Source organism: Phreatobacter stygius (assembly GCF_005144885.1).
Taxonomy (GTDB): Bacteria; Pseudomonadota; Alphaproteobacteria; order Rhizobiales; family Phreatobacteraceae; genus Phreatobacter; species Phreatobacter stygius.
Window position 1 is genome coordinate 2664017 of sequence record NZ_CP039690.1, and the last position, 19947, is coordinate 2683963.

At 64.9% G+C, this 19947-nt stretch carries 19 protein-coding genes; 8 read left to right on the forward strand and 11 right to left on the reverse strand.

Annotated features, from left to right (window positions below):
- Window positions 1-2 precede the first annotated feature (2 nt).
- Window positions 3-1034: a DNA polymerase III subunit delta gene (holA, locus tag E8M01_RS12220; RefSeq protein WP_170181875.1), complete on the forward strand. Its 1032-nt coding sequence runs from the start codon at window positions 3-5 to the stop codon at window positions 1032-1034.
- 16 nt (window positions 1035-1050) lie between these two features.
- Here the strand turns inward: holA and E8M01_RS12225 are convergent, their stop codons facing one another.
- From E8M01_RS12225 to hemE, 8 genes are all read right to left on the reverse strand, one after another.
- Window positions 1051-1926 carry a ParB/RepB/Spo0J family partition protein gene (locus E8M01_RS12225; protein ID WP_136960375.1) on the reverse strand — a complete coding sequence of 292 codons (876 nt, stop codon included), beginning with the start codon at window positions 1924-1926 and terminating at the stop codon, window positions 1051-1053.
- 76 nt (window positions 1927-2002) lie between these two features.
- Window positions 2003-2809 carry a ParA family protein gene (locus tag E8M01_RS12230; protein WP_170182215.1) on the reverse strand — a complete coding sequence of 269 codons (807 nt, stop codon included), beginning with the start codon at window positions 2807-2809 and terminating at the stop codon, window positions 2003-2005.
- Between the two features lie 32 nt (window positions 2810-2841).
- Window positions 2842-3498, reverse strand: a complete 657-nt coding sequence (gene rsmG / locus E8M01_RS12235; protein WP_136960377.1) for a 16S rRNA (guanine(527)-N(7))-methyltransferase RsmG — start codon at window positions 3496-3498, stop codon at window positions 2842-2844.
- A 9-nt stretch (window positions 3499-3507) separates the two neighbouring features.
- On the reverse strand, window positions 3508-5382 hold the full coding sequence (gene mnmG, locus E8M01_RS12240; RefSeq protein WP_136960378.1) for a tRNA uridine-5-carboxymethylaminomethyl(34) synthesis enzyme MnmG: 1875 nt from the start codon (window positions 5380-5382) through the stop codon (window positions 3508-3510).
- Between the two features lie 176 nt (window positions 5383-5558).
- A complete protein-coding gene (gene mnmE, locus E8M01_RS12245; RefSeq protein WP_136960379.1) occupies window positions 5559-6899 on the reverse strand; it encodes a tRNA uridine-5-carboxymethylaminomethyl(34) synthesis GTPase MnmE in 1341 nt (446 codons plus the stop codon).
- A 117-nt stretch (window positions 6900-7016) separates the two neighbouring features.
- Window positions 7017-8282, reverse strand: coding sequence for a transcription termination factor Rho (gene rho / locus E8M01_RS12250; protein WP_136960380.1), 1266 nt, complete (start codon window positions 8280-8282; stop codon window positions 7017-7019).
- A 270-nt stretch (window positions 8283-8552) separates the two neighbouring features.
- A complete protein-coding gene (hemJ, locus tag E8M01_RS12255) occupies window positions 8553-9083 on the reverse strand; it encodes a protoporphyrinogen oxidase HemJ (RefSeq protein ID WP_136960381.1) in 531 nt (176 codons plus the stop codon).
- Complete coding sequence (hemE, locus tag E8M01_RS12260; RefSeq protein WP_136960382.1) at window positions 9083-10114, reverse strand: uroporphyrinogen decarboxylase; 1032 nt, start codon at window positions 10112-10114, stop codon at window positions 9083-9085. The genes hemJ and hemE overlap by 1 nt, the downstream gene beginning before the upstream one ends.
- 388 nt (window positions 10115-10502) lie before the next feature.
- Between hemE and E8M01_RS12265 the strand changes: the two genes are divergently transcribed.
- The 6 genes from E8M01_RS12265 (at window position 10503) to E8M01_RS12290 (ending at window position 14798) form a co-directional block, all read left to right on the forward strand.
- Window positions 10503-11354 (forward strand): pyruvate, water dikinase regulatory protein, encoded by an 852-nt coding sequence (locus tag E8M01_RS12265; RefSeq protein WP_136960383.1) that lies wholly within the window; start codon window positions 10503-10505, stop codon window positions 11352-11354.
- A 2-nt stretch (window positions 11355-11356) separates the two neighbouring features.
- A complete protein-coding gene (locus E8M01_RS12270; protein ID WP_136964586.1) occupies window positions 11357-11947 on the forward strand; it encodes a Maf family protein in 591 nt (196 codons plus the stop codon).
- Entirely contained in the window at window positions 11944-12774 is an 831-nt protein-coding gene (locus tag E8M01_RS12275; RefSeq protein ID WP_136960384.1) for a shikimate dehydrogenase, read from the forward strand. The genes E8M01_RS12270 and E8M01_RS12275 overlap by 4 nt, the downstream gene beginning before the upstream one ends.
- Before the next feature lies 1 nt (window position 12775).
- The gene (coaE, locus tag E8M01_RS12280; RefSeq protein WP_136960385.1) at window positions 12776-13372 is read left to right on the forward strand and encodes a dephospho-CoA kinase; all 597 of its coding nucleotides are present in this window, start codon (window positions 12776-12778) and stop codon (window positions 13370-13372) included.
- Entirely contained in the window at window positions 13372-14079 is a 708-nt protein-coding gene (gene dnaQ / locus E8M01_RS12285) for a DNA polymerase III subunit epsilon (RefSeq protein ID WP_136960386.1), read from the forward strand. The genes coaE and dnaQ overlap by 1 nt, the downstream gene beginning before the upstream one ends.
- Before the next feature lie 101 nt (window positions 14080-14180).
- On the forward strand, window positions 14181-14798 hold the full coding sequence (locus tag E8M01_RS12290) for a class I SAM-dependent methyltransferase (RefSeq protein ID WP_136960387.1): 618 nt from the start codon (window positions 14181-14183) through the stop codon (window positions 14796-14798).
- A 114-nt stretch (window positions 14799-14912) separates the two neighbouring features.
- Here E8M01_RS12290 and pdeM read toward each other — a convergent pair whose 3' ends face one another.
- Window positions 14913-15617, reverse strand: a complete 705-nt coding sequence (pdeM, locus tag E8M01_RS12295) for a ligase-associated DNA damage response endonuclease PdeM (protein ID WP_136960388.1) — start codon at window positions 15615-15617, stop codon at window positions 14913-14915.
- Window positions 15618-15621: 4 nt separating this feature from the next.
- The gene (locus tag E8M01_RS12300) at window positions 15622-18150 is read right to left on the reverse strand and encodes a ligase-associated DNA damage response DEXH box helicase (protein WP_136960389.1); all 2529 of its coding nucleotides are present in this window, start codon (window positions 18148-18150) and stop codon (window positions 15622-15624) included.
- 145 nt (window positions 18151-18295) lie between these two features.
- Between E8M01_RS12300 and E8M01_RS12305 the strand changes: the two genes are divergently transcribed.
- A complete protein-coding gene (locus E8M01_RS12305; protein WP_136960390.1) occupies window positions 18296-18670 on the forward strand; it encodes a DUF423 domain-containing protein in 375 nt (124 codons plus the stop codon).
- Between the two features lie 16 nt (window positions 18671-18686).
- On the opposite strand, the gene E8M01_RS12310 is transcribed toward E8M01_RS12305, so the two are convergent.
- On the reverse strand, window positions 18687-19859 hold the full coding sequence (locus E8M01_RS12310) for a citrate synthase (RefSeq protein ID WP_136960391.1): 1173 nt from the start codon (window positions 19857-19859) through the stop codon (window positions 18687-18689).
- Window positions 19860-19947: the final 88 nt, after the last annotated feature.

Below are 19947 nucleotides of genomic sequence, written 5' to 3' on the forward strand. Positions count from 1 at the left end.
CCGTGACCGTGCTGAAGAGTGCCGAGATCGACCGGTTCCTGAAGAATCCGGATTCCGGCCGCGCCATTGCGCTGGTCTACGGGCCGGATTCCGGACTGGTCTCGGAACGTGCGCGCGCCATCGCAAAAGCCACGGTGCCGGATCTCGACGACCCCTTCTCGGTGATCCGGCTCGATGGCGACGTGCTCGCCGCCGACCCGGTGCGTCTTGCCGACGAGGCCAATACCATGGCGCTGTTCGGCGCCAGGCGGCTGATCTGGGTGCGCGCCGGCGAAAAGCCGATCGCCGCGGCGGTCACGCCGCTTCTCGCCGACCCGCCAACCGGCGCCTTCGTACTGATAGAGGCCGGTGATCTGAAGAAGAATGCAGCGCTCAGGGTCGAGACCGAGCGCTCGGCGAAAGCCGCCGTCATTCCCTGCTATTCCGATGGCGAGGCCGACCTGAAACGGCTGATCGCCGAAGAGACCGCCGCCGCCGGCCTGACCATGGAACCGCCGGCGATTGCCGCCCTGCTGACCTTCCTCGGCGGCGATCGCGCCGCCTCGCGCGCGGAAATCCAGAAGATCTGCCTCTACGCCCATGGCCAGGGCCATATCACGCTTGCCGACATCGAAGCGGTGGCCGGTGACAGCCTGGCGCTCGGCGTCGATGAGATCGTCGACGCCGCGGCCTCGGGCGACCCGACGGCACTCGATCGCCTGCTGTTGCGGGCCGCAGCCTCCGGCGTCGCAGTGCCGCAGATCATGATCGCCATGGGCCGGCATTTGTCGGCGCTGCACAAGGCGCGCGTCGCGATCGAAAAGGGCGCGTCGATCAGCGCCGCGGCCGACCGTTTCGAGCCGCCGGTGTTTTTCCGGCGCAGGCCGGTCGTCGAGCGTCAGCTCGGCCTGTGGAACACCGGCCGCCTGGAGCGCGTCATGGCGCGTGTCGCCGAAGCCACTTTCGAAACCCGCATCAAGGCGGTGCTCGCCGAAGCTATCGTCAGCCGGACGCTGATGGCCATTGCCATGATCGCGCGCGCCGGCCGGAACTGAGCCGGCGAACCCGCGCTTAGCGCTGCAGGCGACGGCAGATATCGTCGAGCTGTTCCAATGACTTGTAGCGGATCTTGAGTTCGCCGCCCGAACCGCGGTGATCAACGGTCACGATCATGCCGAGCGCATCCGACAGGGCTTTTTCCAGTGCCTTGGTATCGGTGTCCTTCTCGACCCGCTCGCGCTGCCGTGGCGCCCGGCCCGAACGTTCGGCCTGTTCTTGGGCCAGCGCCTCGACCTGCCGGACATTCAACCCGCGCTCGACAATGTCGGCGGCAATCCGCTCCGGATCGTCATGGGCGAGCAAGGCGCGGGCATGGCCGGCGGTCAATTGTCCGTCGCGCAGGTAATTCTGCACACGATCGGAGAGTTTCAGCAGGCGCAGGGTATTGGCGACATGGCTGCGGCTCTTGCCGATCACCTTGGCCATGTCGACCTGGCTATAGCCGAACTGTTCGATCAGCTCGTTATAACCCAGCGCTTCTTCGAGCGGATTGAGATCGGCACGCTGGACGTTCTCGATGATCGCCAGTTCCAGCGCCTCACGGTCGCCCACCTCGACCAGGTGGATCGGCACCTCATGCTGGCCGGCCTGCTGGGCTGCCCGCCAACGCCGTTCGCCGGCAACAATCTCGAAGGCATCGACGGCGCCAGCGACCGCCCGAACGACAATCGGCTGGATGATGCCGCGTTCACGAATCGAATCGGCGAGCTCCTGCAGCTCTTCGTCCTTGAATATCCGCCTGGGATTGCGCGGATTGGCCCGAATGAATTCGATGGGAACCCTGCGGGTGGAGCGAACCCGGTCGATGGCGGCGGATTCTTCGCCAACATCGCCGATCAGGGCAGCCAGGCCCCGGCCCAGACGCGATCTCGTCGCCTCTTCCGCCATGATTCAACTCTCCTTCAACTCGGCTTCGAAACGAAGCGCCACATATGAATCGATGCGGGTCCGAATCGATATCGGATCAGGCCGCGCGCAAATGCTTTTCACGCTGGATGATCTCGGAAGCGAGCCTGAGATAGGCTTGGCTTCCAACGCATTTCAGATCGTAGAGCAGGACCGGCTTGCCGTAGCTCGGCGCCTCCGACACCCGCACATTGCGCGGGATGATGGTCTGATAGACCTTGTCGCCCATGAATTGGCGCACATCGTCAACCACCTGGGCGGACAGATTGTTCCGCGCATCATACATGGTCAGGACGATGCCGTGGATGGTCAGCCCGGGGTTGAAGTTGGTCTTGACCTGCTCGACAGTCTTGATCAGCTGGGACAGGCCCTCCAGCGCGAAGAATTCGCACTGCAGCGGCACCAGAATGGCATTGGCCGCCGCCATGGCGTTGATGGTGAGCAGGTTGAGCGACGGCGGGCAGTCGATCAGCACATAGGAATAATCGCCACCGAGACCGCGGATCGCCTGCCTGAGCCGATAGGCCCGGTCCTTCTCCGTGGAGATCTCGATTTCGACACCGGACAGGTCCATGGTCGAGGGCGCAATCGAAAGCCGCGGCACCGACGTTTCCTGCACCGCTTCGGACAGCGTGAGGTCACCGACCAGGACATGATAGGTCGAGCGGTTGCGCGCGCGCCGATCGATCCCCAGTCCGGTCGAGGCATTGCCTTGTGGATCGAGGTCGACGATCAGCACACGTTCGCCAATGGCGGCGAGCGCGGTCCCCAGATTGATCGCGGTGGTCGTCTTGCCCACCCCGCCCTTCTGATTGGCGAGCGCGAGAACCCTGGGACCGGTCAACGGAAGAGACGAAGAGAGCATCGCCATGACGAACCGTCCGACGTTGGATGTGATCAGGAAGGAACTGGAGCCGCGTTTCTGAGCGTGACGATACGCGCCTGAGAGTCCGTCGCGCTGGGCGTCAATACGGGATCGAGTGTCCAATATTTAGCGGCTTCCGTCAATTCACGCGCTACATCTTGTCCCTTGAGGAAGAGTCCTATCGCTCCAGTTTTCAACAGATCATGGCTGAGTGTGATCAATTCGGTGAGCGGCGCGAGCGCCCGGGCGGTCACCACGTCAACCGGTCCATGCCAGTTTGCCACGACATCTTCGATACGCGCGGCATGGATGGTGGCCGGAACCTTCATGATCCGCGCCGCTTCGCGCAGGAACGCCGCCTTGCCGAGCTTGCTTTCGACGCAATGGATCCGGGCGCCGGGCTGATCCGCGAGGGCCGCCGCGATGACCAGGCCCGGCAGGCCTGCGCCTGAGCCGAGGTCAACCCAGATCCGGCCCGCCGGCACGAATTTGACCAATTGCAGGCAGTCGGCGATGTGACGGGTCCACACGGCGGCCAGCGTCGCCGGCGCCACCAGATTTTTGGTCGGGTTCCACCGGCGCAGCAGGTCGACATAGAGCACCAGGCGCTCCAGCGTTTCACGTGAAACCGCCACGCCGGCTGTCGCCGCGGCACGCTGCGCCTCGCCGATCTCGCGCTGATCCGCCATTGCCGCCTCTCAAGCTGCGTCGAGTGCGCGGGCACGGCGCGCCCAGACCGCAATCAAGGTCAGCGCCGCAGGCGTCATGCCGTCCATCCGGCCGGCCTGGCCCAGGGTCCTGGGCTTGGTCAAGGTCAGTTTGGCTCGGATCTCGTTCGACAAGCCCGGTATGGCCTCGACATCCCAATCCTCGGGCAGCGTCACGTCCTCGTCGCGCCGATAGGCTTCCGCCTCTGCGGCTTGCCGGCCGAGATAGACGGCATAACGCGCATCCGTCTCGACCTGCTCGCTCAAGCGCGCATCGACACCGTTCAAAGCCGGCCAGACCTTGGCGAGGTCGGCCCAGGCAATATCAGGTCGCGACAGAAGCTCGAAGCCGCTGCGCCTGATCCCGTCGTGATTCAACGCCATCCCATGCTTGGCCGCTTCATTCGGTGTCAGGCTCAGCGCGCGCACCTGGTTGCGCAGGTTGTCCAGGGCCTCAACTTTGGTCCGGAACCGAATCGATCGTTCCGCCCCGACACAGCCGATCGCCAGGCCCTTGCCGGTCAATCTCTGATCGGCATTGTCGGCGCGCAATGTCAGGCGATATTCCGCCCGTGACGTGAACATGCGATAGGGCTCGCTGACGCCACGCGTGGTCAGGTCGTCGATCATCACGCCGAGATAGGACTCGTCGCGGCCGAAGCTGATACCCTCGCCGCCTCCGGCACGCCGGGCTGCATTCAAGCCGGCGACCAGTCCCTGGCCCGCCGCCTCCTCGTAACCCGTCGTGCCATTGATCTGGCCGGCAAGGAAAAGTCCGCTCAGCCGACGCGCCTCGAGTGTCGCCCGGAGCTCGCGCGGATCGACATGATCATATTCGATGGCATAACCAAAGCGCGTGATGGTGACCCGTTCCAGGCCCGGAATGGTGCGCAGGAAAGCCTCCTGGACATCCTCGGGCAAGGAGGTCGACAGCCCATTCGGATAGACGGTCGGGTCCTCGAGCCCTTCCGGCTCCAGGAAAATCTGGTGACCGTCGCGGTCGCCAAATCGCACCACCTTGTCCTCGATGGAGGGGCAATAGCGCGGCCCTACTCCTTCGATCCGACCGCCATACATGGCCGAGCGGGACAGGTTGTCGCGGATCAGCTGGTGCGTCGCGGCTGTCGTCCGGGTAATACCGCAGGCGATCTGGCGATTGACGATCCGATCGGTCAGGGCTGAAAAAGGTTCCGGATCCGAATCGGCCTGCTGGCTTTCCAAACTCGCCCAATCAATGGTCCGCCCATCGAGCCGCGCCGGCGTGCCCGTCTTGAGCCTGCCCAGCGCGAAGCCATGGCTCATCAGGCTCGCGGCAAGGCCGAGGCTCGGCGCCTCGCCGGCGCGACCCGCCGGGACCTGCTTCTCACCAATATGGATCATGCCGCGCAGGAACGTACCCGTGGTGATCACCAAGGCAGCACAGGACAGGGAACGACCGTCCTGCAGCTCCAGGCCGACAACCCGTCCCGCCATCACGTCGATCGCGCGCGCTTCGGCCTCGACCACCGTCAGGCCTGGCTGATTGCGGATCGCCTCCTGCATCGCCGCCGCATAGAGCCCGCGATCGGCCTGTGTCCGAGGCCCACGGACGGCTGGCCCCTTGCGCCGGTTCAACACACGGAACTGGATGCCGCCGGCATCCGCGACCTTGCCCATCAGTCCGTCAAGGGCATCCACCTCGCGAACCAGGTGGCCCTTGCCAAGCCCGCCAATGGCCGGATTGCAGGACATCGCGCCGACCGTCTCAAAACGGTGCGTGACAAGGGCGGTCCGGGCGCCCATGCGCGCAGCGGCCGCCGCTGCCTCGCAGCCAGCATGCCCGCCGCCGATCACCACGACGTCAAATGCCAATTCTCGGTCCGTCATCTTGCACGCGCCATCGGATTCAAATGTCTTCCTAGCCGGCCGGGTCAGTCAGGTCAAAAGCCAAAAGGCCGAATGAGGCGGTCCTCTCCTGCCGGGGCGTTGAACGGATCGAACCGGAGCCGAATCGACTCGGTTTGCGCCACCGTCGGTTTCACGTGAAACACTGCGGAGTCATTTCATTTACCGATGCAGAAGGATGAGAAGACCACATCGAGCACAGCCTCGACATCGACCCGTCCGGTTGCGCGGCCTAAGGCGGAGAGACCGGCCCGGAGATTTTCGGCGACAAGCTCAGTTTCCTGAGACCAATCGCGAATCAATAGACCGTCCGCCAACGCCCGGTGCAGATCCGCGAAGACCGCCCTGTGCCGTTCGCGGACCAGCACCGCCGGTTCGCCGCCTGCGTGATCGCGGCCGAACGTGGCCAGGTCGGCCAGAAGTTCCCGGATACCGATCCCCTCCACGGCGGAAATGCGGTGCCGAAAGAAATGATCGGCGGCCATATCGGGACCGAATCGATCGATCTGGGTCTGGACATGCCAGATCTTGACCTCCTGGCCGGCATCCCAGTCCGGGTCGATCACCGCCTCGGCGTCAGCCGATTGCAGGAACAGGACCAGATCTGCGGAGCGGATGCGCGAGCGCGCGCGCCGGATACCTTCAAGCTCGATCGGGTCAGCGCCGGCGCGCAGGCCGGCGGTGTCGGTCAGCACGAAGGCGACACCATCGAGATCAAGGTGAACCTCCAGGGCATCACGGGTCGTGCCGGCGATCGGAGAGACGATGGCGACGTCGCGCCCAGCCAATGTGTTCAGCAAGGTCGACTTTCCGGCATTGGGCGGGCCGGCAATGGCAACCCGCAAGCCATCCCGGATGCGCTCGCCGCGGTCACTGTCCGCCAGCAGCGCCAGCACCTGCCGGTCGAGTTCCTCGATCCGCCGGCGCGCATCGCCAAGTGCCGACGTCCCGACATCGTCCTCATCGGGAAAGTCTATCGTCGCCTCGACCAGCGCCAGGGCGTTGACCAGATTGACCCGCAAGGCCTCGCCGACATTGGCAATCCGGCCGCCATATTGCGCATAGGCTTGTCGGCGCTGGGCCTCGGTCTCCGCCGCGAGCAGATCGGCCAGGCCCTCGACCGCTGCAAGGTCGAGCTTGCCGTTCTCAAAGGCGCGACGGGTGAATTCGCCCGGCTCGGCCGGCCGGACGCCGTCGACCGTCAGCACGGCACGGAGCGTTGCCGCCGTAACGGCGCGTCCGCCATGGACCTGCAGTTCGGCGACGTCTTCGCCGGTAAAGCTGCGAGGTGCTGGAAACCACAGCACCAGAGCCGAATCGATCGGTGTACCGCCAACTGGATCGTAGAGAGTTGAATAGGTCGCGACACGAGGTCGAGGCAGGCGCCGGGTGAGCGCGCGCAGGACATGGCCTGCGGCCGGCCCGGAAATCCGCAGAATGGCCACCCCGGCCATACCGGGCGCGGTGGAAATAGCCGCGATTGTCTTCACCGGCGCCATCTCTCGTGGCATTCACCCACGGCGTTGTCGCCGTGAGCATCGTTCCGCATACGAATCGGTGGTCATATGGGCCGCCAGGACTCGCACAGGTTGTTTCGCCTGCGAATCGGTAAGGCCCTACGTGTTCATCGAATCGAAGAAATCGCCATTGGTCTTGGTCTGGCGCAACTTGTCGAGCAGGAACTCGATCGCGTCGACCGTGCCCATCGGATTGAGGATGCGGCGCAGCACATACATCTTCTTCAGAATGTCGGGCGCGACCAGCAGCTCTTCCTTGCGGGTGCCGGATCGGGTGATGTCGATCGACGGGAAAGTGCGCTTGTCGGCAACCTTGCGGTCCAGGATGATTTCCGAGTTACCGGTGCCCTTGAACTCTTCGAAGATCACTTCGTCCATGCGGCTGCCGGTATCGATCAGGGCGGTCGCAATGATCGTCAGCGAGCCACCTTCCTCGATATTGCGGGCGGCGCCAAAGAAGCGCTTCGGGCGCTGCAGGGCGTTGGCGTCGACACCACCGGTCAGCACCTTGCCGGAGGACGGCACGACGGTGTTGTAGGCGCGGCCGAGCCGGGTGATCGAATCAAGCAAGATGACGACGTCCCGTCCATGCTCGACCAGGCGCTTCGCCTTCTCGATCACCATTTCGGCGACCTGAACGTGACGTGTCGCAGGCTCGTCGAAGGTCGAGGAAATCACCTCGCCATTCACCGAGCGCTGCATGTCGGTGACTTCTTCGGGCCGCTCGTCGATCAGCAGCACGATCAGATAACATTCCGGATGATTGCGGGTGATCGACTGCGCGATGTTCTGCAGCAGCACGGTCTTGCCGGTCCGCGGCGGCGCGACGATCAGCGCGCGCTGGCCTTTGCCGATCGGCACGACCACATCCATCACGCGCGCCGAGAAATCCTTCTTGGTCAGATCCTCGTTTTCGAGCTTGATCCGCTGGTTCGGGTAAAGCGGCGTCAGATTGTCGAAATTGACCTTGTGACGGGCCTTTTCCGGCTCCTCGAAATTGATCAGATTGACCTTCAGCAGCGCGAAATAGCGCTCGCCTTCTTTCGGCGAACGGATCTGGCCCTCGATCGTATCGCCGGTGCGAAGACCAAACCGGCGGATTTGAGAGGGCGAGACGTAGATATCGTCCGGGCCGGCGAGATAATTGGCGTCCGGCGAGCGCAGGAAGCCGAAACCGTCCTGCAGCACCTCGACGACACCTTCGCCGATGATTTCAATGTCTTGTGCCGCCAGCTGTTTCAGGCAGGCGAACATCATCTCCTGCTTGCGCAGCGTCGAGGCATTCTCAACCTGCAGCTCTTCGGCGAAAGCCAGGAGCTCGGTGGGCGATTTGGTCTTGATGTCTTGGAGTTTGATCTGCTGCATCGGAACCGCAAAGGGGTGGGACGGCCGAGGGCGCGGAACAAAAATGAACCGGAACCGCACCGTAAGGAGGAGGGAATGAAAGTCGCAGATCGCGAGGGAATGCGGGGCCGGGGAGGCCTCTATCCGGATCAAGGAGCGGCACGCAACGGTGCTACTGCAGATGACCCTGTCTGCGTTTGGGAGGCGCCCATGGAATAAGCGTTGCGCTTGGCAATTGCAAGCCCTGCCGGCGCCGAGTTTGCCGGCGCCCCGGACCGGCCGGTGGCCGGCTCAAAACGGCTTGACGACCACCAGAATCACCACCGCGATCATGATCATCGTCGGCACCTCGTTCATGACACGCCAGTGCCTGGCGCTTCTCCTATTGCGATCCTCGGCAAAAGCCCGCACAGCGCCGGCGAAATAGCCGTGAACCCCGGACAGGGCGAAGACCAGCGCCAGCTTGGCATGCAGCCATCCGCCCCGGAAGCCGAAGCTCGACCAGGCGAGCCAGAGCCCCAGGACCCAGGTCATGATCATCGCCGGGTTGATGATATATTCGAGCAACCTGGCTTCCATCGTCTTGAACGTCTCGGAAGCCTCCGAGCCAGGCGCGGCAGCGCAGTGATAAACAAAAAGCCGTGGCAGATAGAGCATGCCGGCCATCCACGAGATCACCGCGATCACATGGAAGGCCTTGATCCAGAGCACTGCGCTTGCCGGCGCGAGCCAGGCAAGCCCAAAGGCCGAGGCCGTGGTGATAGCCAGCGCCGTCAGCGCCCGCCTGGCCCGATCGGCGCCGGTCATTCGAGGCCCGGCCATCACGACCTCCAGGCGCGAACCCGCGCAATCATCTGCTCGACATGAGCGATCGGTGTCGGTGGCAGAATGCCGTGGCCGAGATTGAAGACGTAGCGGCCGCCGGCATAATCGGAAAGCGCCTGATCGACAGCTTGCTCCAGCGCATCACCGCCGGCGAGCAGCACCAGAGGATCGATATTGCCCTGAACCGCAACCTTCGGCTGGATCTCGCGCCTGACGAAGTCGGCATCCGCAGTCCAATCGAGACCGACCGCATCGGCCTGCGTGCCGTCGACCGTCAGCTTGAGCCGGAAGCTCGCACCCTTCGGGAAAACGATGACCGGCACGCCAGGCACGGCCCGCTTGACCCCGGCGACGATGCGCGCGGTTGGTTCAACCGACCAGCGTGCAAATTCCGACGCCGGCAGAATCCCCGCCCAGGTGTCGAAGATCTGCACCGCGTCGGCGCCGGCCCTGATCTGCCCGACGAGATAGCTGATCGAAGCCTCGACCAGCCGGTCGATCAGCAGGGCGAAGCCGGCCGGATCGCGATAAGCGAAAAGCCGGGCAGCCATCTGATCCTCGCCACCTCGGCCGGCGATCATATAGGTCGCCACCGTCCAGGGCGCCCCGCAGAAGCCGAGCAAGGTCACATCCTGGGGCAAGCCCGCCTTGACCTGACGAACGGTCTCATAGACCGGCTCCACGATCGTCCCATCGAGATCATCGGAAAGCCTCTTCAGAGCCTCGCGGTCGGCGACCGGATCGAGCCTTGGGCCCTCGCCGGCTTCGAAGGTTACCCGCTGACCAAGCGCATGGGGCACGACCAGGATGTCGGAAAACAGGATCGCCCCGTCGAAACCGAAACGCCGGATCGGCTGCAGGGTGACCTCGGCCGCCTTTTCCGGATTGAAGCACAGGTTCAGGAACGATCCCGCCTCGGCGCGCAGGGCGCGATATTCCGGCAGATAACGTCCGGCCTGGCGCATCATCCAGATCGGCGGGGTCGGTTGCCGGTCGCCCTTCAGGACGGAGAGGAGGGACTTTGTCACCAGGGTGCCTGTCTTCCTTCACTCCCCTCAAGACTATTCTTAAAGAGAGTCTTTTATGATTCCTTGGCCTTGGATTAGGGGAAGCCAAATTCGTCCACAAGCTATCCAAAGGCTATTCGGCCATCGCCGGTGCGTGCCAAATGCGTTGAGCCAATTGCGCCCGGTTTGACAACCCTTTGGTTTCGTTCTGCTTTCCAGCGACATCCCGAGCCGCGTTCGACCATGCTCGGCGGCAATCCCGGACAGGCATGGATTCGATATCCCGTCGTGACAAGCTGGGGATGGCGGCGGGACGTTTCACGCGAAAGGTCTTGCCGTCCTCGGTTTGGCATGGCCTTGTCCGCAATCATCCACAGCCGCATACAACGCGGGTCCCCGGGCGAGGCTGATGACCCAGCGACACGAAAGCTATTTTCACCTGCACCTCGTTTCAGACGCGACCGGCGAAACGCTGATGACCGTCGGGCGTGCCGCGGCCGTGCAATATGCGACGGTTTCGGCGATCGAGCATGTCTATCCACTGGTCCGATCGCAGAAACAGCTCGACCGTGTGATCTCGGAAATCGAGAACAATCCGGGTATCGTGCTCTATACCCTGGTCGATCATGAGCTGTCCGATCGCCTGGAAGGCAAATGCCGCGAATTCGGCTGTCCCTGCATGTCGGTTCTGGCGCCGGTCCTGTCGATGTTCCAGAACTATCTGGGGGCCGCCTCGACCCCACGGGTTGGCGCGCAGCATGTGCTGAATGCCGAATATTTCCTGCGCATCGACGCCCTGAACTACACGATGATGCATGATGACGGCCAATTGCCGGAGAATTGGGAAGAGGCCGACGTGCTGCTGGTTGGCGTGTCCAGGACCTCGAAGACGCCGACCTCGATCTATCTGGCCAATCGCGGCGTCAAGACAGCCAATATCCCGATGGTGCCCGGCATCCCCTTGCCGCCGAATATCGAGGCTTTGAAAAAACCGCTGGTGGTTGGCCTGTTCGCCAGCCCCGAGCGGATCGTGCAGATCCGGGAAAACCGGATTCTCAGTCTCAACGCCACCCAGGACAAATCGAGCTATGTCGATCGGGCAGCGGTGGCCGAGGAGATCACGCTGTCGCGCCGCCTGTTCGCGGCGAAGAGCTGGCCGATGATCGACGTCACCCGCCGGTCGATCGAGGAGACCGCGGCGGCCATCATTACCTATCTCAAAGATCACCGGCGGGCCCTCGCCGACCGGGATGGTTCGTGACCATGTTCGTCCTGGCCTCGAAATCGAAGGCGCGCGCCGCCATGCTGGCCGGTGCCGGCATCAGGACCGAACTGGTTGCCGCCGATATTGACGAGCGCGCCCTGGACGAGACCTGGAGCGCCGCGGGCTTCGGCCCGGCCGAGGTCGCCCGTCTCCTGGCCGAGACGAAAGCCAAGACGGTGAGCCTGCAGATGCCCGGCCGGATCGTGATCGGTGCCGATCAGACCCTGGCGCTCGGCACCCAGCGCTTTTCGAAGCCGGCCACGGTCGCTGCGGCGCGCGCTCAGCTTCTATCGTTTCGCGGGCGAATCCACCACCTGCACTCGGCGGTGGCGCTGGCGCGGGATGGTGAATTGACCTTCGCGACCGTCACCTCGGCCACCATGCATGTACGGAAATTCTCCGATGGCTTCCTCGAAGCCTATCTCGCCGACATGGGTGACGAGGTGCTGAAGTCGGTCGGCTGCTATCAGTTCGAGGGGCTCGGCATTCAGCTGTTCGATCGGGTCGAGGGCGACTATTTCACCATTCTCGGCATGCCGTTGCTGCCGCTGCTGGCGGCGCTGCGAAAACAGGATCTTGTTCCATCATGAAACGCGCCTGCATCGTCGGTTGGCCGGTCAAACACAGCCGATCGCCGATGATCCACCGCTATTGGCTGGCCGAACACAAGATTGCCGGGGACTATGTCCAGGAAAGCGTCGAGCCGGCCGATTTCGCCCGGTTCCTGCGCGGCCTGGCCGATCGCGGTTATGTCGGCTGCAACGTCACCCTGCCACACAAGGAGGCAGCCTTCGGGTTGCTCGACGAGGTCGATCCGTCAGCGGCGGCGCTCGGCGCCGCCAATACGATCTGGCTTGCCGATGGCCGTTTGCACGGCACCAACAGCGACGTTTCCGGTTTTCTTTCGAGCCTTGATGCCGAGGTCCCCGGCTGGCCGGACCTCACCGGCCATGGCCTGGTTCTGGGCGCGGGCGGTGCTGCGCGCGGCATTGTCCACGGCCTGCTGTCGCGTCGTGTCGAGACGATTACGGTGGCGAATCGATCGCTCGGCAAGGCCGAGGCGATTGCCGCCGAATTTGGTCCGCGGGTTCGCGCCATCGGGTTGAACGAGGTTGCCAGGGCTTTGCCGACGGCCGACCTCCTGGTCAACACGACGGCGCTTGGCATGGCCGGACAGCCACCGCTCGACTTGGCGCTCGACGGTCTGAAGGCCACCGCGATCGTCACCGACATCGTTTATGTGCCGCTGGAAACCGAACTGATCGTCCAGGCGGCGGCACGCGGGCATCGCACGGTCGGCGGCCTCGGCATGCTGCTGTATCAGGCGATACCGGGCTTCATCCGCTGGTTCGGCGTGACGCCTGTCGTCACCAGGGACCTGTATGACCTGGTCGCGGCCGACGTCAGAGGATCTTGAAATGCTTGTGTTGGGACTGACCGGCTCGATCGGTATGGGAAAGTCGACGACCTCGGGTTTCTTTCGTGACGCCGGCATCCCGGTGCACGATGCCGACGCCGTCGTCCACCGGCTTTATTCGGGCGAGGCGGTGGCGCTGATCGAAAGCGCCTTCCCGGGCGTTACGGCGGACGGCGTCGTCGACCGCGTCAAGCTTGGCGCCGCCGTGCTCGGCAAACCCGATGCGCTGAAAAAGCTGGAGACGATCGTCCATCCCTTGGTGCAGCAGGCCAAGCAGAGATTTCTGGCGAGATGCCGGGCCGAAGGCCGTTCTCTGGTGGTGCTCGACGTGCCGCTGCTGCTCGAGACCGGCGGCGATGCGAATGTCGACGCGGTGGTCGTCGCCTCCGCGCCGGCCGAGGTCCAGCGCGCCCGCGTGCTGGCCCGGCCGGGGATGACGGCGGACAAGCTCGATGCCATTCTGGCGCGGCAGGTGCCTGATTCCGAAAAGCGCCGGCGCGCCCACATCATTGTTGATACCGGCCTTGGTTTCGACGCCGCCCGCCGCCAGGTGCAGGCGGTCGTCAGGGCCTTCGCCGGCAGCCGCGGGAGAATTTGATGCGCGAGATCATTCTCGACACGGAAACGACCGGGCTCGACCCCCTGCGTGGCGACCGGCTGGTCGAGATCGGCGGCATCGAGCTGGTCAACCAGTTCCCGACCGGCCGGACCTTCCACGTCTATATCAATCCGGAACGCGACATGCCGGAGGAGGCTTTCCGCGTCCACGGCCTGTCGGCGGAGTTTCTCCGGGACAAGCCGGTCTTCGCCGCCGTGGTCGACGACTTCATCAGCTTTGCCGACGGCGCAAAGCTGGTCATCCACAATGCCTCTTTCGACATGGGGTTCATCAATGCCGAGCTGAAGCGGGCGGGTCGCGAACCGATTGGCATGGACCGCGTGCTCGACACGCTGACCATGGCGCGCCGCAAGTTTCCCGGCGGCTCGAACAGTCTTGATGCGCTCTGCTCGCGTTTCGGCATCGACAATTCGAAACGCACCAAGCACGGCGCGCTGCTCGACGCCGAATTGCTGGCCGATGTCTATATCGAGCTGATCGGCGGCCGGCAGACGTCGCTCGTGCTGGCTGATTCGCGGCGCTCGGCAACCCGCGCGACCACCGGATCGGGGGTTGCCAGTCCAAGGGAGCAGCCGCTCGCTCCCCGCCTGTCGGTCGAAGCCATGGTCGCTCATGCGGCTTTCATCGCCGAAATGGGCGAAAAGGCGATCTGGTACGACATCTTACCCAAGCCTGAACCAGGCTGACCGAGATTGATCGGCGGTTCTTGACCCCCCGCGGACATCCCGATACGAATGACCGAACCATGACAGGGTCCGCAACGGGCCCTTTTTTGTCGGACCTTTCAATGGTCGATCGCACGCCCACGAGCCGGGCCATCGTGCGCAACCGCTCCGATCAGCGGCACGATGACGAAGCTCGTTTTCTTCGAAACTGGCTCAAGAATCCGCTCCGGATGGGTGCAGTGACGCCGTCCGGCCCGGTTCTCGCGCGCCGGATGGCTGGTTATGTCGACCCGGCCGGAACCGGGCCGGTGATCGAGCTTGGGCCGGGCACCGGGCCGGTCACCGCTGCGCTGGTCGAACGCGGGGTCAATCCCGCACGCCTGGTGCTGGTGGAATATTCCCCGGAGTTCTGCCGTCTGTTGCGCGAACGTTTTCCCCAGGCAACCGTTGTCCATGGCGATGCCTATGCGCTTGGCCGGACGCTTGCCGGCAAGCTCTCGGGTCCTGCCGACGCGGTTGTGTCCGGCCTGCCGCTGGTCACCCGGCCGGAGCCGGTACGCCTGAAGCTGCTGCATGACGCCTTCGGCCTGATGAAGCCGGGCGCGCCTTTCATCCAGTTCACCTATGCGGTGGTGTCGCCGGTGCCGTTGAAGGGCGCCGACTTTGCGGCCGAGCCGTCGGACCGGGTCTGGCGCAATATTCCGCCGGCGCGTGTCTGGGTCTATCGGCGCGGCTCATGAAATGATTCACGTGAAACACCTTCGAAGCCGGCCCCGTCCGGGCGTGTTTCGTCTCGGTCGGGACCGCAGACTGGCGCCCGCCTGATCCAGTTCGAGACGGTCACGGCTTAAGGCCTAGTCCGGCAGGCAATGCGCCTGCGGGAACGTGTAGATCCGTTCGTCGCCCAGCATGAAAGCGGAAAACCCCCGCGGGAACAGCGCTTCAATGGCGCCGCTGCGCACGTTCAAGCCACCGGTATAGGCGCCGAAGGCCGGCATGACGAGCCTTTGCCCGTCGCTGGCGAAGGCGCGTCGCCTGATGCCGCGGCCGCGGCCGCGCACCTTGGCGCAGGGATGAAAATGCCCGGCGATTTCGCCGCGGGCCGGCCTGGAGGAGGGCTGGTGAACGAAGACCAGCCCCTGCTCGTCGATTGTTGTGGCGTGCTCGCCCGGCAAGATGCCGCTCAAGGCCTCGTCGTGATTGCCCTCGATCCAGATCCAGGACAGGCCGCGCTGCAGGTCGCCGAGGGCTGTGCGGTCGCTGTCGGCAATCCGGTCGAGCGCCCCGCCGTCGTGAAAGCTGTCGCCGAGCGCAATGACCCGGCGCGGGCGAAACCGGTCAAGCGCCAGGGCCAGCATGGCAAGCGTCGCGGCCGTATCATAAGGCGGCAACAGGACGCCGCGCGCGGCAAAGCTCGAGCCCTTTTCCAGGTGCAGGTCGGAGACGACGAGAGTTTGCCTGTCGTCCCACCAGAGCGCGCCGGAACAGTCGACCACAAAGGCCTGGTCGGCGACCGGTATGATGGTTTCGGCGAGTTTCCGGGCCGGTGCGGCGGTCATCAGGTCATGCTCCGAGGCCAGCCTCGGCCAGAAGATCGGCCTCGGCTTCGGCGAGGATCGCGTCGGCGGCTTCGCCATGCACCGGCTCGCGGCCGATTTCCAGCATGACCGGCACGGCGAGCGGGGATATTCGTTCAAGCCGTTTGTGCACGATTCGCCCCTTGATGCGCGAGAGCATCTGGCCAAGGCGGGCGATATCGAGAAGCCCGGTTGCCGCATCGGCGCGCGCCGCTCGTAGCAGGATATGGCCCGGTTCGTGGCGGCGCAGCACGTCATAGACCAGATCGGTCGACAGGGTGACCTGCCGGCCGGTCTTTTCCTTGCCTGGATGGCGCCGCTCGATCAGGCCCGAGATGACCGCGCAGGCGCGGAACATGCGCTTCATCAACTGGCTTTCGGCGAGCCAGGCTTCCAGGTCGTCGCCCAGCATGTCCTGGTCGAACAGCGCCGCCATTGACAGCCGACCACTGGCGATGGCCTGGCCGATATCGGCCAGGCACCAGACCGACAGCGAATAGTCGGTCGCGACGAAACCCATTGGCTTCATGCCGGCGCGCTCGAGCCGGCGGGTCAAGAGCATCCCAAGCGTCTGGTGCGCCAGGCGGCCTTCGAAGGGATAAGCCACGAGATAAAATTTGGCGGCACGGGGAAATGTCTCGACCAGCAATTCGTCCCGGCCGGGGATCACCGAGACCCGGCGCTGCAGCTCCAGCCAGTCGGCGACGGGACGCGGCAGCTCCTTCCAGGCGGCCCGATCCGACAGCATGCGCCTGACGCTGTCGGCCAGGAAGGTCGAGAGCGGAAACTTGCCGCCGGAATAGGCCGGAATTCTCGGTTCTTTCGACGACGAGCGCGATGCGTAGACCTCGTCTTCGACCAGAGCGTCATATTGCAGGATCTCGCCGGCGAACAGGAAGGTGTCGCCGGGCACCAGGCCCTCGATGAAATATTCCTCGATCTCGCCGAGAACCCGGCCGCCGCGGGCGATCGGCCCGGCATAGCCGTGTTTCGGCTGGCGCGCCGAGCGGACGAGCCTGACCTTCAACATGGTCGATTCGACGATGGTGCCGATATTCATCCGGTATTGGGTGGCGAGCTTCGGGTGGGACAGGGCCCAGAGGCCGTTCTTGCCGAGCCGGATCTTGGCGAAGCGTTCGTAACTCTTCAGCGCATAACCGCCGGTGGCGACGAAGGCCAGGACATCGTCGAAATCGGCTCGGGCGAGGTCGGCATAGGGCGCGGCACTTCGCACCTCCCCATAAAGCGCCGCCGCGGCAAAGGGTCCTGCACAGGCGGTGCCCAGAATATGCTGCGCCAGCACGTCGAATGCGCCGGTGCGCAGCGGTGGCGTATCCTGCGCGCCGTCGCGCACGGCCTCGAGGGCCGCACGGCATTCCAGCACTTCGAAGCGATTGGCCGGCACCAGCACCGCTTGTGAGGCTTCGTCGAGCCGATGATTGGCCCGGCCGATCCGCTGCATCAGCCGGCTCGCCCCCTTTGGCGCGCCGACATTCAGCACGAGGTCGACATCACCCCAGTCGACGCCGAGATCCAGCGACGAGGTGCAGACGACCGCCTTCAGCCGGCCTGCCGCCATGGCGTCCTCGACCCGCCGGCGCTGGGCGACATCCAGGGAGCCGTGATGCAGGGCGATCGCCAGGCCGTCGTCATTGATGCCCCACAACGACTGGAACAGCATTTCCGCCTGTGAGCGGGTGTTGACGAAAACCAGCGTGGTGCGATGGACCTTGATCGCCTCGTAGATTTCGTGAAGCGCATGTTTCGCCGAATGGCCAGACCAGGGCAGGTGCGCACGTGTCTCCAGCATGGAGACATCGGCGCGCGCGCCGCCTTCCGCGACGACGATTTCGGCAAGTGGCCGGCTTCGATGCTGTGGCACCAGGAACCGCGCGAGATCGGCGGGATCGGCAACGGTTGCCGACAGGCCGACGGCCTGGAGATCGGGGGCCAGCTCGAACAGGCGCGCCAGGCCAAGCGACAGGAGGTCACCGCGCTTCGACGTGACCAGCGCGTGCAATTCATCGAGCACGACGCGCTTCAGGCCAGCGAACAGAAGGGGCGCGTCGGCGCTGGCGATCAACAGGGCCAGCTGCTCGGGTGTCGTCAGCAGGATCTGCGGCGGATCCGCACGTTGGCGCAGCCGCTTGGCCGCCGGCGTATCGCCGGTCCGCGTCTCGATGCGCATGGCAAGGCCCATCTCGGCAACCGGCTTGTACAGATTGCGCGCAACGTCGACGGCCAGCGCCTTCAGCGGCGAGATATAGAGGGTGTGCAGGCCGGAGCGCTCGCGTGGCCTGGCCGCGCTCAACTCGACAAGGCTCGGCAGGAAGCCGGCCAGCGTCTTGCCGGCTCCGGTCGGTGCCACCAGCAGCACCGATCGTCCGGTCCGGCCGAGCGCCAGAAGCTGCAGTTGATGCGCTCGGGGCGTCCAGCCACGGCTGGCGAACCAGCCGCCGAAGCGCTCCGGCAGCACGGTCGCGTCCTTCAGGGTCTCGGTCGAGCGCGCGGACATGACCCCAAGAACTAAACGCGAACAGCGCGGAGGTCGAGAGGCGCCGTCCAAGCGCGCCATTCATGCCAGGATTGATTTGCGCGCGGCTGCTTCTGATGCTCTGAGGGCGGCAGGTCGCGTCAGCGCGCCATTGCCGGAGCCTGCCATGATTGCCACCCGCCTGATCACCTGCCTCGCCGCCCTGATCGGCGCGGCAGGCGTTGTGCTCGCTGCCCTCTCAACCCATGCCTATGCCGGCACCAGCCTGAACGTGGCCGCGAGCATGCTGTCGCTGCACGCCCCGGCCATTCTCGCGCTTGCGATCGGCGGCAGGGCGGGTGTGTTGCACGCTCCCACGTCGGTGGTCGCCGCCTGGGGCCTGATCGTCGGTGTCTTGCTCTTTTCCGGCGATCTCGGCTGGCGCGCCTATTCCGGCGCGGCGGCGTTTCCGATGGCGGCGCCGTCAGGCGGTGTCGTGCTGATCGCCGGCTGGCTGATCGCTGCCTTGTCCGGTCTCATCGGCCAGGCGCGCCGCGCCTGAGCCGGGCCGGATCGCATCATTCGACCGGCTGCGGCCCGACATAGCGGGCGCGCGGGCGGATCAGCGTGCCGTCCTGCTGCTGTTCCAGCGCATGGGCGATCCAGCCAACCGTGCGGCCGACGGCAAACAGGGCCAGAGCCGAGCCCGCGGCGAGCCGCAGCGCCCGGCAGGCCGAAACCAGCGCGAAATCGATATTGGGATCGCGCCGGCCGATTTCGTCCATCGCCGCGATCAGCGCCGCGCGCGTCGGGTCGGCCGGCAGCAGCGCAAGCAAGGCCCGCGCCCGCGGGTCGCCACCCGGATAGAGCGGATGGCCGAAGCCCGGCAGCCGGTCGCCGCGTCTCAGCCGTTCTTCCACCACCCGGGTGGCGTCGCCGATACGTTCGGCTTCGTCGAACAGGATCTCGACCAGGCTGGTCGTACCGCCGTGCAGCGGCCCGGACAGCGCTCCAAGGCCGCCGAGGAGACAGGCCGTCAGCGAGGCCCCGGTGGAGGCGACGACCCGGACCGCGAAAGCCGAGGCGTTCGATTCATGGTCGGCCAGCAGCACCATGGCGGCGCGGATGATCTCCGCATCCGCGGGTCCGACGCCCCAGGCATGGGCCATCTGAAGGTGGATCGGCTGCGGACCTGTCGCGGTACCGGTGACGCCAGCCGCCATCAGGCGCAGCAACGTGGCCGCCTCGGGCCACAGCCGGCGTATATCGCGCTGCCAGATCATGCGCGTGTTGACACCGCGCTCGGCCAACAGCGCAAGGCAGCGATCGATCGGATGCGCGCCAGCCGCCATGGCCGGCGCCGGCAGGTCGGACGTATCGGCGAACGGGTCGTTCGGTTCGCATTGCCAGAGCAGGCGCGCGGCGTCCTCGACCGTTGCGGCCTTGGCGAGCTCGACCGCATCCCGGCCGCGATAGAACAGGCGGTTGTCCTCGATCAAGGTGATGCCCGACGACAGCGCCGGTGGCCCCCAGTCGAGGCTTGCCCCGGCAATCTGCTCGGGTTTGCGGCCGCGCGCCTTGGTTTTGGCCAGCCGCGCGATGTCGGCGGCCCGGTAGACGCTTCGCCGCGGATCGTCGACGTCCGGACGCGCCTGGATCAGGCCGCGGCTGACATAGGCATAAAGGCTGGCCCGGGCAATGCCGAGCATGGCGGCAGCGGTGTTGGCGTCGAGGAACCGGTCGAGCGTCATGGCTTTCAGGTCCGGGCATAATATATTGATTACCTGAATCAATATTGACGATATGAATTTGAAGCGCAAGCTGGCGATCCGAAAATGA